This is a genomic window from Atopococcus tabaci DSM 17538 (genome assembly GCF_000429585.1).
GTDB classification, from domain to species: Bacteria; Bacillota; Bacilli; order Lactobacillales; family Carnobacteriaceae_A; genus Atopococcus; species Atopococcus tabaci.
On the sequence record NZ_AUCD01000061.1, the window covers coordinates 1 to 15072 of the forward strand.

The following is a 15072-nucleotide window of genomic DNA, read 5'->3' on the forward strand; positions in this document are numbered from 1 at the left end:
AGCTAAGAATGCTTTAGTCGGTGAATATATCGACCAGTCTAAATATACAAAAGCTTGCGAAACATTGGATAATGGCTTCGAAGATGCCTTTCAATACACGGTTATCGGAAATGGTCACAATCGGCTAAAAAGCACCAACCTTCTTGAACGACTGAACCAGGAAGTCCGCAGAAGAGAAAAGATTATCCGGATTTTTCCCAACCGAGCGTCCGCCAATCGATTAATTGGAGCTGTCCTTATGGACCTTCATGACGAATGGCTCAGTTCTACAAGAAAATATATTAAGTTTGATCAATGAGAGACCGGTAAAACATTGTATAGTATTTTACACAGGATTATGGACTTGACTAATATAGAAGGAGTGACACCATGGGAAACGGACCGATTACGTATAAATTGATAAAAAAAGAAAAGCATACAGGCGCGCGCTTAGGAGAAATCACAACTCCTCACGGAACTTTTGAAACACCGATGTTCATGCCTGTAGGTACTTTAGCCACCATCAAAACGCTCTCTCCGGAAGACGTCGATGAAATGGGAGCAGGGATTGTCCTGAGCAACACATATCATTTATGGTTGCGTCCCGGAGAAGACATCGTGGATGAAGCGGGCGGTCTTCATTCGTTCATGAACTGGAACAAAGGAATTCTGACTGATTCAGGCGGCTTTCAAGTGTTCTCGTTAAGTGACAGCCGGAAAATTGAAGAAGAAGGCGTGCATTTCAGAAGTCACCTAGATGGATCCAAATTGTTTTTATCACCTGAAAAAGCCATTCAGATTCAGAACAAGTTAGGATCGGATATCATGATGAGTTTTGATGAATGCCCACCGTTTGATGAAAGTTATGATTATGTGAAAAAATCCATTGAACGTACAACGCGTTGGGCTGAACGTGGGTTGAAAGCTCACCAAAACCCTGACCGGCAGGGATTGTTTGGGATTGTCCAAGGTGCAGGATTCAAAGATCTCCGCATGCAGCATGCAAAAGACTTGGTATCGCTGGACTTTCCCGGTTACTCCATTGGAGGATTGTCTGTTGGCGAACCGAAAGAAGATATGTATAAAGTGTTGGATTACACCACACCGTTGCTGCCTGAAAACAAACCGCGCTATTTAATGGGAGTCGGTACGCCCGATGCTTTGATTGAAGGGGCTATACGCGGAGTGGATATGTACGACTGTGTGATTCCAACTCGGATTGCACGTAATGGTACGGCAATGACTTCTCAAGGACGGGTCGTTGTGAAAAATGCGAAATTTGCCCGGGACTTTACACCGTTAGATCCTAAGTGTGGCTGTTATACATGCCGCAATTACACGCGTGCGTACTTGCGGCACTTGATTAAAGCAGATGAAACGTTTGGTATGCGTCTGATAAGCTACCACAATGTCTATTTCTTGATTAACTTAATGAAACAAGTGCGTCAAGCCATCCGTGAAGACAACTTGTTGGAGTTCAAAGAAGCGTTCTTTGAGGAGTACGGGTATAATAAACCAAACGCGAAAAACTTTTAAATGTTTCTGACAATTTTTTCGAGAGAAAACCCAAAATCAGTAGTATTCCAACCAAAACTTTGGTAAAGTTAATTTCATAGGCAAGCAAATGCCTGTTCCTTACCTGTACGCAAAGGATTTCTGAAAAAGGTAGTGGATACTGAGTATTTAAATATTCGAATCAAAGATGGAGGAATGGAAGAAATGGAATTTTTAATTAGTTTGATGCCTTTCCTGCTGATTGTCGTCTTGATGTATTTCATGATGATTCGTCCGCAGCAAAAACAAGCGAAAAAAACGCAAGATATGTTGAATTCCTTGCAAAAAGGAAATTCCGTCGTGACCATTGGCGGCTTGCACGGAATCATTGATGAAGTCAATGCAGAAGCAAACACAGTGGTCTTGGACTGTGAAGGGATATATTTGACATTTGAACGCCGTGCAATCGCACGTGTAGTCCAAAAAGGAACGTCCGCTTCAGCTGCCGACTTGGGCACCAACGAGTCGGATACCACAGATCAACAGTAAAAGCATGAAAGAGAAAGATTCTTTCTTGAAAAGAGGGCGGATGCCCTCTTTTTTGCAATTATCGTTCAGACTGCTCAGCATGGTGAAGGAGGGAAAGGGATGACTGTACCACTCGACCGGGACTATCCGATGTATCAGGATTGGTTGAAGTTAAAAGCATCAGAATTTACACGTTTGGGGTATGCAAAAATCAATGAAAAAGATTTATGGGAGTACCTTTTTACCTACCGATGGAAAAAAGGACGACCAAAACGGTACCACCAAGCAGTGAAAGAGATTATGCGCATCACAGTCAATGATTACTTCAATTTTGAAACCATCAAAGCACAAGTTTATGATGTGAAACCGATGAATGAACTGGATCTGGATGGGTTGATTTAATAAAACGATATTTATGGAGACCGGGAGAATAGTTCCGGTCTTTTTTGAATGGTTTCTTTGAAAAATAGACGTTTACTATCTCTTCCCTTATAATGAGAGTGGAAAAAGGCGGTGAAGACATGCAGTACGGGATGTTGATTTTTGATGAACCGGAACGGGACACATCCAGGAAAATCCTCCACATCGACATGGATGCTTTTTATGCTTCCGTAGAAATCCGGGAGAATCCTCAACTACGAGGCAAGCCAGTCGTGATTGCCCGTCATCCAAGAGAAAGCGGCGGCAGAGGAGTAGTGACCACAGCCAGTTATGAAGCCAGAAAGTATGGCATTCATTCGGCGATGCCTGCCCAAAAAGCGTATGAATTGTGCCCGCATGCGATCTTTATTCCCGGCCGATATGATTTGTATCGTCAGATTTCCAGGCGGGTACGCGAAATATTCCGGAAGTACACCGACTTGATCGAACCGCTCTCTTTGGATGAAGCCTATCTGGATGTCACAGAAAACAAACCAAATATAAAAAGTGCGACAATCATTGCACATCGCATCCAAAAAGACATATGGGAAAAATTGCGCTTAACCTGTTCGGCGGGCGTATCCTACAACAAGTTTATTGCGAAAGTAGCTTCTGACTTTAAAAAGCCGGCCGGCATCACGGTCATCCCGCCTGAAGATGCACATAACTTCCTCATGGCACTGCCAATTGAAAAGTTTTATGGTGTGGGGACTAAAACAGTGGAACGCATGCATGAACTAGGAATTAATAAGGGGGAGGACTTATACCAAAAGAGTGAATTGGAACTTATTCAGGAATTTGGGAAAATGGGGTACTCCCTCTATCGAAAAGTCCGAGGAATAGACGATTCTCCGGTTTCACCTGTAAGAGACCGGAAGTCAGTGGGGAAAGAGAACACGTTCGCCGACATGCTGCGTACGGAAGAAGAAGTGGTTCAGCAGTTGCGCATATTGTCTTCAGAAGTGATGGAGGCGTTGCAGAAAAATCAAAAACACGGAAAAACCGTGGTGTTAAAAGTTCGGTATGAAGATTTTGAAACATTGACCAGACGGAAAACCTACCCCCATTATATTAAAGATGACTCACAGTTATTCATCATTGCCGAAGATTTATGGGATGAAATCGGGTCCCTCGCGAAAGGTGTGCGGCTGCTGGGAATTACCGTCACAGGCTTGGACCCGCTGTTATATGAGAATATTGAGCTGCCGCTCTGGGACTAGTAAGACCGTCTCCATACAGAATGAAAGAGTTTGCACGAGGTGTACGGGACAGGTATAATGAAAACAGATTGGTACAGATTTCTGAAACTATATTAATACAGAGGAGAATGCAACATGAAAGCAGCATGGCATGGACACTCCGCAGTAAGCATAGAAACGAATAACGGCACGCATTTGCTGATCGATCCTTTCATTACAGGCAATGAGCTGAGCGATTTAGACGCGGAAGCTGTCGAGGCTGATGTTATCTTGTTGACGCACGCTCATGCCGACCATGTCGGAGACACGGTGCAGATTGCCAAAAGAAACGATTCTTTGGTCATTGCAAACGTAGAACTCGCAGACTATCTTGCTACTCAAGGACTTCGTACCCATGGCATGCAGATGGGAGGAAAGAGGGAATTCGATTTCGGAACAGTCAAGATGACCCGTGCGATTCACGGTTCTTCATTAGAGATTGACGGGAAACCGTTCACCTTGGGGCTTGCTGCTGGATTCCTGTTTACCGCGGATGGAAAAACGCTCTTTCATGCAGGAGATACCTCATTGTTTTCTGACCTCTCTTTAATCGGCCGGCTTCACGACATCGAGTTGGCGTTCATTCCTATCGGGGATAACTTCACGATGGGGCCGGAAGATGCGGTTTTGGCAGCTGAATGGCTGAAAGCCAAGCAAGTGGTGCCCGTCCACTACAATACATTTGAATTAATCAAGCAAGACCCTGAAAAGTTTATACAACAATTACCAGAAGGCGTGGGGGTTGTTCCAGAAATTGGAGAACCTATTCGCTTATAGCAGGAGCCGATAACTATGACAACGAAACATGGTAAAATCCTTTCTTATATTGAGTCCCTTCCTGTTGGAGAGAAGATTTCTGTCCGAACGATTGCCAAGCAATTGGATGTCAGTGAAGGAACCGCATATCGTGCCATTAAAGATGCGGAAATGAAAGGATTGGTTTCGACGATTCAACGTGTTGGTACGATTCGAATCGAAAAGAAACGAAAAGAGAGTATTGAAAATCTGACTTTCTCTCAAATCGTCAACATCATCGAAGGAGATGTGTTGGGCGGGAGCAAAGGTTTGGATAAAGTACTCAACAAATTTATCATCGGAGCGATGACAGAAGATGCGATGATCCGGTATATCACCAAAGGTTCCTTGATGATCGTGGGGAACAGAGAGCCGGCTCAAAAGCTGGCTTTGGAGAACGGTGCTGCAGTCCTGATTACAGGAGGATTTGACACGAGTCATGAAATTGTCGAATTGGCGGATCGGTTGGAACTCCCACTGATCAAAACATCTTATGATTCCTTCACCGTGGCCACCATGATTAACCGAGCTATGACCGATCAACTGATTAAAAAAGAAATTATGTTGACGGAAGATATTTATACGCCAATCGAAAAAACTGATTACTTGACGACAGAAAATACAGTGATGGATTACCGCAGGCTTAACGAAAAGAGCGGACATATGCGTTTTCCAGTAGTTAACAAGCAAAAAAGACTGGTTGGAATTGTAACAGCCAAAGACGTCATTGGAAAGCCGGATCGTATGAGCATTGAACGGGTAATGACACGCAATCCGTTTTACGCACGCACTCATATGAGTGTCGCCAGCGTGGCACATACGATGATTTGGGACGGGCTCGAAGTGATGCCGGTCCTTGCCGATGATTTGACCTTGAAGGGGATTGTATCCCGGCAGGATGTGATGAAGGCGATGCAATCCGCCCAGCGGCAACCGCAGATGGGAGATACGATTGCAGACCAGATTAACCAACTGTTGGAAATCAGTGAATCAGAGGAAAACGGAGTGGTCTATAAATTCCCAGTCACCCCGCAGATGACCAACAGTGTAGGCACCATTTCGTTTGGCGTGCTTAGCGAAGTCATCTCTGATGCTGTTTACCAGTTTTTGACGTTTATGGATAAAAGAAACGCAGTGGTAGAACAGATGAACCTCCATTATTTCAAAATGATTCAAATGGGCAGTGAAATTGTCATTGAACCAAAAGTATTTGATATGGGGAGGAAATCTGCCCGTTTGGATGTAAATGTGTATGCAGAAAACATACCAGTCGCAAAAGCTGTGTTGGTTTGTCAGATCATGCAGCGAACGTAGGAGGAAGAAAAGTGAAACCATCAGAAAAAGTGACTCAAGCACAACGTGAAATACTGGATGCTGTCCGTACATACGATACGATTATCATCCACCGCCATATCCGGCCGGACCCGGATGCGATTGGTTCACAGGTAGGACTGGCGGAGCTGCTAAAAAATTCGTTTCCCGCTAAACGCATTTATTCTGTGGGAAGCCTGCCGGATAATTTGTCATTCCTGGCTGAAATGAATCATGCAGAGCCTTCTGATTATCACAACGCACTTGTGATTGTGACAGATACGGCGAATGAAGGCCGAATTGATGACAACCGTTACCGTTTGGGACAGCGTCTGATTAAAATCGATCATCATCCAGGTGAAGATGCATACGCCGAAACAGAATGGGTTGACCCTTCCGCCAGCAGCTGCAGCGAGATGATTGCCAATTTTTGGTTGGCTTTTCCAGAAGAATTAAAAATGAATGCCCAGGCTGCACGTCTGCTTTACGCCGGTATTGTGGGTGACACCAACCGCTTTTTGTACGATGCCACATCACCTGACACCATGCGGACAGCCGCTTCACTGATGGAACAAGGTTTTTCGCATACCGAAGTCAATCATCAATTGACCCAAATCAATTCAAAAGTGGCAAAATTGACCGGATATGTGTTGGAGAACTTGGAAATTCGGCCTTCCGGTGCCGCTCAAATTGTGCTGACTCAAGAGACGCTTTCCCGTTTCGGATTGACGGATGCCGACACGCATTCGGTTGTTCCGTTGCCGGGAACAATCGAAGGCGTCACTTTATGGGGAATATTTGTGGAACAGGAAGACGGGGTATTTCGGTGCCGTTTACGTTCAAAAGGGCCCGTCATCAATGGCTTGGCGGCCAGACACGACGGGGGAGGGCACCCGCTTGCCAGCGGAGCCAACGCAAAAGACCTCGCTGAAATCCATCAAATTATCGCAGAAATGGATGAATTGGGCGCAAACTGGCAAGAGCGTTCCACTCAATGATTTTTATAACCTCTTTACGCTGTCACTTACTGGACGATGCTACTTTGTCCGAGAAGTGACAGATTTCTTTTATCCTTCTTAAGAACGATGTCAGCCCACACTTTTTTTGGTAAACTAGTCAAGGATAATCTTCACTTTTTACGAGACAAAGAAAAAGAGGTTGAATAATTATGGACTGGAAAGCTTTGATGAATCGGGCGAAAGACTACCTGATTCAATTTTGGAAGTGGCTGCGGCCCTACTTAATTCGTTGGGAAAACCAACGACGGAAAATATGGAAAAAGTATCATGTGACAAAAGTGCTGATTCTCGCTATGTTGGTTCTTAGTCTTGTCGGAACGATTTACTTATATGTGTCGGCGAAGACAACCAATGTGACCGCGTTAAAAGCAGGATTGGAACAGACGACCACCATCTACGATCAAAATGGAGAAGAAGCAGGAACGCTGTATGCCCAGAAAGGGACGTTTGTTCCATTAGATGAAATTTCTCCACATATCCAAGAAGCGGTCATATCGACTGAAGACAAACGATTTTACAATCACCATGGCTTCGACCCTATCGGAATCGCGCGTGCAGCTGTCGGCTATGTCGTCAACGGCGGGAATATCGTGGGGGGTGGGAGCACCATCACGCAACAGCTCGCCAAAAATGCTTACTTAACAGCGGATCAGACGATGATCCGAAAACTGAAGGAGGTATTTTTGGCCATTGAAATCGAAAAAACGTACACAAAAGAAGAAATACTGGAAATGTACCTCAACAATTCTTACTTCGGGAATGGGGTATGGGGCGTATCGGATGCTTCGCTGAAATATTTCGGAAAAGACGAATCAGAAATCAATGTTTCTGAAGCAGCGACGCTGGCAGGAATGTTAAAAGCGCCGTCCAACTACAACCCGATTGACAATTATGACCGAGCGATTGACCGACGCAATGTCGTGCTGGCGTTGATGGAAACCAATGGATACATCACTGCAGAAGAAAAAACGGCTGCACAGGAAAGCTCATTGACGTTGGTGGATGCGTACGACAGCGAAGACGGTTACCGCTATCCTTATTACTTTGATGCGGTCATCAACGAGGCTATCAAGACGTACGGCATCGACGAAGAAGATTTGTTGAATAATGGGTATAAAGTATACACCTCTCTAAATCAGGAGCACCAGCAGCAGATGGATGAGGTGTATGAAAACGACGCCTATTTTGACGATGCAGAAGACGGCACCCTGCTGCAAAGTGCGTCCGTTGCGTTGAACCCAGAAACTGGAGGTGTCACAGCTGTAGTAGGTGGACGCGGTGAATACACATTCCGAGGATTCAATCGGGCCACTCAAATGCGGCGCCAACCGGGATCGGTCATGAAGCCGTTGGGTGTGTTTACACCGGCACTGGAAGCTGGATATGACTTGGACGATATGTTGGTTGACCGGGAACTTACCTATGGAGAAGACAATTACAAACCGACCAACTTGAACGGGTATTCTGAATCGGGGGAAGTGCCGATGTATGAAGCTGTGGCGGAGAGTTTGAATGCTCCGACCGTATGGTTGTTGAATGAAATCGGCTTGAACCGCGGAATCAAGAAAGTCGAACAATTCGGAATCGATGTTCAAGAAGGCGATAAGAACCTTGCTTCAATCGCTCTCGGCGGTATGGACGGTGGAGCTTCACCACTGCAGATTGCGAGTGCCTTCAGCGTATTTCCAAATGACGGATACCGGATGGAACCGCATTTCATCACAAAAATTGTCGATGCCACCGGTGCGGTAGTGGTGGACAATACAGAACCTGACAGCAAACGGGTCACCACCCCTGAAGTGGCAGAGAAAATGAACAGTATGCTTCAAGGAGTCTATTCTTATGGAACGGCAGCAAACAACCAACCGGATGGATACCAAATAGCTGGGAAAACCGGGACTACACAGACTGGTTTTGGGACCGGTGCAGCAGATCAGTGGATTGTTGGCTACACACCGGATATCGTCGTGACAAGTTGGATGGGCTTTGACCATACAACACCGGAGCATCATTTGACTTCTTACAGTTCGGAAGGAGTAGGGGAGCTGTTGGAAGCAGAAATGGAAGCCATTTTGCCTCACACTTCAATGACGGCCTTCAATACGCCGGATGCAGAAGCAGTCGTTTCAGCAAAAGAAGCAGAGAAGGCACCGATTTGGGGTCAGTTGCAAGAAGGTATGGGCAAAGTGGGCGAGCAATTCAAAGAAGGTGCTGAATACGTCCGGGAAAGAGCCGGCGACTTGTTCAATCTCTTCAGGGAACGCATAACTGAGTGAGAAAACCAATGAATATGGTAGAATGGGGCTATCGTTCGTGTTACAATTGGGCAAGACGCATGGAAACGTGCAAATATAGATGAAGGGACTGCAGACATGACAGTTAATGTATACGACACTGCAAATCAATTGGAAAAAGAAATAAGAGAAACAGAGGCTTATAAAACATTGGAAGCTTCTTTCCAACAAATTCAGCAGGACGAAGCAACAAGTCAATTGTTCGAAGAATTCCGAAACCTACAAGTTTCCTTGCAGCAAAAACAAATGAGCGGCGAAGGAATCTCTGAAGAAGAAGTGCAAAACGCACAAGAATTGTCTGCGAAAGTCGGAGAAAACGAAGCCATCAAAAACTTGATGGAAGCAGAACAACAAATCGGTACACTCATCGATGACTTGAACCGAATCATTTTACAACCAGTACGCGAACTTTACGAAAATTAAACGAAGCATCCAAATTAATTTTGATTCCATCAAGATAATGGATACAAGAAAAAAGACTCGCTGAAGGAAAGGTGAGTCTTTTTTCAACCGACAAAAAGAACGTATGTACCCATCTTAAAGAAAGGGTAGAGAGGAGGCCATAATGACTAAATTTTTACACGCAGCCGATTTACACTTAGACAGCCCATTCTCAGGATTGAAAGGACTACCCGACTATGTCTGGCAGTCCATTCGCCAGTCTACTTTTCATGCGCTGCGTTCTTTGACGGATGCGGCTATCCAATCAAAGGTAGACTTTGTATTGTTAGCGGGGGATATTTATGATTTAGAAGATCGCAGCATCAAAGCACAAGCTGTGTTCCGAGAAGAAATGGAACGATTGGATGAGGCGGAGATTCCTGTCTATATCATTCACGGAAACCACGATTTTCTCGCCGAAGAAGAAATGCAATTAGAAATGCCGGGAAATGTGACTGTGTTCAACTCCAATGTAGAAACAGCCTATTTGACAACCAAGCGAGGCGAACGGATTGCAGTTTCAGGATTCAGTTACGATCAACGATGGATCACAGAACGAAAAATTCTTCAGTACCCGCACCGCGACCCGTCCGTTGATTGGCACATCGGCATGCTGCATGGTTACGCAGAAGGAAATCATTCTGAGCACGCTCATTATGCGCCGTTCAGTATACAAGAACTCCAGAGCAAAGAGTATGATTACTGGGCACTGGGACACATACATAAGCGTCAACAAGTCTCTGAACGTCCATTGGCTTACTATCCGGGCTGCCTTCAAGGAAGGAACAAAAAGGAAACGGAGCCGAAAGGTTTCTTGATGGTTAATCTAACGAAGACAGAACAGACGGTCCACTTTGAACCGGTTGCCCCAATTGAATGGGTGAACGAAGAAATCACCATCGAAATTGGATGGACGATAGAAGACGTGTATTCAGCCATAAAAGAAATCGTCGACCGACAAAAAGAAAATAACACCAGCAGCTTCTTGACATTGACGCTGGTCGACGATGGCGGAGTGCCGGAGAACGTCAGAAGAAAAATTCAAAATGGAGAATTGGCCGAAGCCTTTCAGGCCGCAAGGGAACATGCGGCTTTTGTATGGGTCAATGAAGTGAAACTTAAACAACAAACAGCAAATAAAATGCCGGCTTTAAAAGCATTGTTCCCGGAAGAATGGGCGAAGGCGCTTAAAGAAGTGCAGCAAGACGGTGTTTTTCGTGACGTTACCAGTGATTTTTTCCAACAAGCCAGACAGGCATCGTTATTGGAAGTTCGGAATGAATTTTACAGGGAAAACATTGTGGAGCAAGCGTTGGAACATCTCTATGCCGTAATGGGGGTGGATGAAGATGAAGATTGAAGCAGTTGAAATTTACGGTTACGGGAAATGGGTGGATCAAACATTTCAAGTGGCCGATTCCATGCAGATATTTTACGGCGGGAACGAAGCAGGGAAAACGACGTTGATGTCGTTTGTCCACAGTGTTCTGTTCGGTTTTCCGCATCGGCAAAGCGCAGAGTTACGTTATGAACCAAAAACAGACTCCCGTTATGGCGGAAAATTGTTGGTGCAGGATACGCGTTACGGCAGAGTGACCATCGAACGCGTGAAAGGAAAAGCCAGCGGAGAAGTAACGGTCTTTTTAGAGGATGGAACCACCGGATCAGATGCCTTGTTGAATGAATTGTTGTACGGAATGGACAGAGAGTGGTATCAATCGATTTATTCAATCAACCTGGACGGCATCCAGCATATTGACCGCATGACGAAAGAGAAATTAAACCGTTATTTTTTGAGTGCGGGCACATTGGGGACGGAACAATTTTTGAAGGAAGCGGATCGTCTCCATACCCAGGCTTCTAAACTGTACAAACCAACCGGCCGCGTTCCGGACATCAACAAAAAGATGAAAGACGTAGAAAAGAAGGGCCGAAAAGTGGAAGCGGCCAAAAAGAAAAATAGCCAGTACACGGAACTTGTGAACGACAAACAACGCATTGAGCAAACCATTCGAGACATTCGGGAAAAATTGAATGAAACAGATAGCCATTTGTCTCAATTGAGACAAATGGCCAGGGAATGGTCAAGGTTTGAGGAACTGCGTACGCTCCAACAAGAGCTACAGCGTGCAGATATAGAGATGCTTCCAGAAGACGGGCTGCATCAATTAAACCACTTTAACACACAGTTGGAAGAACTCCGTACCGGTGAAATTCACGAGCAGGAGAAAATCCGGCAGTATCAAGAAACGTATCGTCCTTCCAAAATGTTGGATTTTTATGAACGAAACGAAGACCAATTCCACGCCATGCAGACTGAATTGGAAGACATCCGTGTGAAGATTGTGACGCTTGAGCAACTTCAAGAAGACGAAGAGCAGATGAAACAACGTTTGCTGAAAGAAAAGTTGCGGCTGGGCTTGAACCCGATTGCGGATATGCCGGGAGAACTGACTGTTGAAGAACGTCAACTTATTTCCAGGCAAGCGAAAGAAGCGCAGCAGTTGGAAAAACAATTGGAAGAAACCCAAAACCGATTGTCGTTGTTGGAATACAAGAGACAATCGTTATCGGAAGAAATCGATGCGCTGGAAAATCAGCTTTGGACCAATAAAGAATACGAACAGATGGAACAGTTGTCGAACCAGAGAAAAGCAGGAGAAGATTCTTCGTCTGCTGCAGATCAAACGAAAAGGACAGGGAGTCTTCAATGGATGACCATTGCAGGCGGAGTGGGGCTGTTTGTATTGAGTTTCTTGCTTCCGGTACCGATGAACTGGTTGGCCATCGCTGTCGGAATCGGGCTTTTTATCGGAGTATTCAGTTTTAAAAAAAGAGCAGCTTCCCAAGAAAAGACAGAACCGTTGGACGCTTCAACTCCGTATTCGTACGAAGATTACATCAAACAGACGGAGATTCGAAAAAATTGGCGTTTGAAATTGGCCCAGTCAGATGAAATTGAACAACAACGGCGAGAGGTCGAGCAAGAAAAAGAAAAATACCAGCAGAAAAAAGAAGTGGTCTCTCGCCAGTGGAACCAACTCAAGGAACAAAAGCAAATCCCTGATTCCTGGACGATGGAAGAGACGCTGACGAAAGAAGAGGATCTTTCTTCCATCCGCGACGATGAATTAAGTTTGAGCGAAAAAAGAACCCAGCTAAACGACTTGCTTTCCTCTCTTCAAACTTGGAAACAAACTCTGATGGTCTTTGAAGAAGATATAGACCTGTCTTCTTCCTACCAAGATCTTTTTCAACAAGTCAAACGAATTTTCCAGTCAGTAAAAGAAGAAGAAAAGAGGCAGCAAGAGTACATCGCCCGCTTCAAAGAAGCAAACCGAGAACTGGAACGGCTGATTCAAGAAATCAAAAAAATCGAGACAAAGAAAAGGCGCTTGCTGCGGGCGGTAGAAGCAGAAACGGAAGAAGAATTTCGGAAAAAATATGCCGCTCGGGAAGACCTCAAGCAAAAAAGAGCACGCTTGGAGTTGCTGAAAAGCCAACTGGAAGAATGGCTGGAAACATTTGAAGCATTCCGATCCCAAGAAGAGTTGTCCGAAGTAATACAAGAAAAAGAACAGACAATGATGCAGTTGAAAAATGAGGAAGACGAACAAACAAACCAAAAGATTCAACGAGAAGTCGATATCCGTAAGTTGGAAGAGGGAGGAGATTACGCGGTCTTATTGCAAGAGTACGAAAACGCAAAAAGTGAACTTCAGACGTTGGTGGATGAATGGGCAAGCTTGAAGGTGGCAGCTCATTTAATTGAACAGACACTGAATTATGCCAAGAAAGACCGGCTTCCCGGAACCATCGCTGATGCGGAAGAATATTTCCGAGAGTTGACTGATGGAAATTACACGCAGATACTGTTGGAAGAAGACACTATGCGGGTTCGCCATAAGAATCATTTGTTGTATGATGCCTCGGAACTTTCAAGAGGAACCGCAGAACAATTGTATGTCTGTTTGCGGCTGGCTTTCATCAAAAACATCGCTGACACGATGGAACTTCCATTATTGGTCGATGACGGGTTTGTCAACTTCGATCCGGAACGGAAACGTCGTATGTGGGCCTTATTGGAAAACATCAGCCGGGAAGCACAGGTTTTATATTTTACTTTTGACCAAGAAGCGATGGAAGAATTTCAACAAGCTGGCGTGACCGTGTTATAATGAGAAAAAGTCACCTGAATAAACATGTAGGGGAAGGAGCAGGAGATGGATAAAAAATTATATGAGTACCAAATGGAGGAGAACGTCGACTTGTTTCTGTTGATTAAATCCGCTGATGTGCGAATTGCCAAAAATGGAAAAAAATTCATAGCCTTCACATTTCAAGATACCAGCGGGCAGATGGATGCCAAGTTCTGGGATGCTTCCGATGAAGACATCGAAAAGTATGAGGCTTCCAAAGTTGTGAAAGTACACGGCAAGCGGGAACTTTATCAAGGGAATCCGCAATTGAAAATTTTCTCTATGCGTTTGGCAAAAACAGGGGAGCCGGATAATCCGGATTTGTATGTTGAGCGCGCACCGATGAAAAAAGAAGATATGATAGAAGTTCTCCATGAGGCGTTGTTTGACATCACCAATGCCAACATGAATCGAATTGTCCGCTACTTGTTGAACAAACACCAAAAAGAATTTTTTCAAAGTCCTGCCGCTAAAAGGTTTCACCACGCGTTTGCAGGGGGATTGGCGTTCCACACAGTTTCCATGTTGAATATCGCCAAAACACTTGTAGACCAGTATAAAGAAATCAATAAGTCCCTGTTGTTCGCGGGGTTGATTCTGCACGATTTAGGGAAAGTCTTTGAATTAAGCGGCCCTGTTTCCACTGAGTACACACTCGAAGGGAATTTGATTGGGCACATCGTTCTGGTGGATGAAGAAATTTCCAAGGCATGCCAAGCGTTGAAAATTGACGAGAAACACGAAGACGTGTTGTTGTTGAAACATATGGTGCTCGCTCACCACGGGGAGCTGGAATATGGTTCTCCAGTGCGTCCGAAACTTCGTGAAGCAGAAATTCTCTACCAAATCGATAATTTGGATGCGACCATCAATATGTTGAACGATGCGTTAAGCAGAACAGAACCGGGAACGTTCAGCGAACGGATCTTTGGGTTGGAAAACCGTTCCTTCTATCTGCCCGCTAAAAAAGAAACATCCACCACTCCAAAAACAGAAGAAGAGTACTGATATCTGCCGGACGTTAAAAAAAGATGAGGCTGGGACAAAAGCCACTAAATAAAAACGACGAGAAATTAGATTAACTAATTTTCTCGTCGTTTTTGCTATATATAATTAGGCATACAAAAAGCACCCTGATATAATATTAGTAACGACACTAAACATTAAAGGGGTGCTTTTTATGTACGTACAATATAACATGAATCAAACTTCACTTCCATTAGAATTATCTACTTGTATTGATCCCAACCATATTGTTTTTTCTATCTATAACTTTGTCGATTCATTAGACGATCATTACTTTAAAATTTTTGAGACTCAGGACGGTCGTCCTGCCTATCACCCAAAACCACTC

General features: G+C 44.6%; 13 protein-coding genes. All 13 read left to right on the forward strand.

The genetic code is table 11. The features are described from left to right. On the forward strand, positions 1–298 hold a 298-nt coding region (locus G470_RS0108980; protein ID WP_035445449.1), incomplete at its 5' end, for an IS256 family transposase. 71 nt (positions 299–369) lie between these two features. Then, positions 370–1515 (forward strand): tRNA guanosine(34) transglycosylase Tgt, encoded by a 1146-nt coding sequence (gene tgt, locus G470_RS0108985; RefSeq protein WP_028274539.1) that lies wholly within the window; start codon positions 370–372, stop codon positions 1513–1515. A 183-nt stretch (positions 1516–1698) separates the two neighbouring features. Further along, a complete protein-coding gene (gene yajC / locus G470_RS0108990; RefSeq protein WP_028274540.1) occupies positions 1699–2022 on the forward strand; it encodes a preprotein translocase subunit YajC in 324 nt (107 codons plus the stop codon). 99 nt (positions 2023–2121) lie between these two features. Further along, positions 2122–2403 carry a post-transcriptional regulator gene (locus tag G470_RS0108995; RefSeq protein ID WP_051258526.1) on the forward strand — a complete coding sequence of 94 codons (282 nt, stop codon included), beginning with the start codon at positions 2122–2124 and terminating at the stop codon, positions 2401–2403. A 119-nt stretch (positions 2404–2522) separates the two neighbouring features. Then, positions 2523–3641: a DNA polymerase IV gene (gene dinB / locus G470_RS0109000; protein ID WP_156908036.1), complete on the forward strand. Its 1119-nt coding sequence runs from the start codon at positions 2523–2525 to the stop codon at positions 3639–3641. Between the two features lie 114 nt (positions 3642–3755). Then, positions 3756–4436: a metal-dependent hydrolase gene (locus tag G470_RS0109005; RefSeq protein WP_028274543.1), complete on the forward strand. Its 681-nt coding sequence runs from the start codon at positions 3756–3758 to the stop codon at positions 4434–4436. Between the two features lie 15 nt (positions 4437–4451). Continuing rightward, entirely contained in the window at positions 4452–5768 is a 1317-nt protein-coding gene (locus G470_RS0109010; protein ID WP_028274544.1) for a DRTGG domain-containing protein, read from the forward strand. An 11-nt stretch (positions 5769–5779) separates the two neighbouring features. Then, complete coding sequence (locus G470_RS0109015; protein WP_051258527.1) at positions 5780–6763, forward strand: DHH family phosphoesterase; 984 nt, start codon at positions 5780–5782, stop codon at positions 6761–6763. A gap of 170 nt (positions 6764–6933) precedes the next feature. Then, positions 6934–9060: a PBP1A family penicillin-binding protein gene (locus tag G470_RS0109020; protein WP_028274546.1), complete on the forward strand. Its 2127-nt coding sequence runs from the start codon at positions 6934–6936 to the stop codon at positions 9058–9060. 96 nt (positions 9061–9156) lie between these two features. Beyond that, positions 9157–9501 (forward strand): YlbF/YmcA family competence regulator, encoded by a 345-nt coding sequence (locus tag G470_RS0109025; RefSeq protein ID WP_028274547.1) that lies wholly within the window; start codon positions 9157–9159, stop codon positions 9499–9501. A 142-nt stretch (positions 9502–9643) separates the two neighbouring features. After that, positions 9644–10879 carry a metallophosphoesterase family protein gene (locus G470_RS0109030; protein WP_028274548.1) on the forward strand — a complete coding sequence of 412 codons (1236 nt, stop codon included), beginning with the start codon at positions 9644–9646 and terminating at the stop codon, positions 10877–10879. Then, positions 10869–13697, forward strand: coding sequence for an AAA family ATPase (locus G470_RS0109035; protein WP_028274549.1), 2829 nt, complete (start codon positions 10869–10871; stop codon positions 13695–13697). Before G470_RS0109030 ends, G470_RS0109035 begins: the two co-directional genes overlap by 11 nt. Before the next feature lie 45 nt (positions 13698–13742). Further along, positions 13743–14726 carry a 3'-5' exoribonuclease YhaM family protein gene (locus G470_RS0109040; protein ID WP_028274550.1) on the forward strand — a complete coding sequence of 328 codons (984 nt, stop codon included), beginning with the start codon at positions 13743–13745 and terminating at the stop codon, positions 14724–14726. Positions 14727–15072 lie beyond the last annotated feature (346 nt).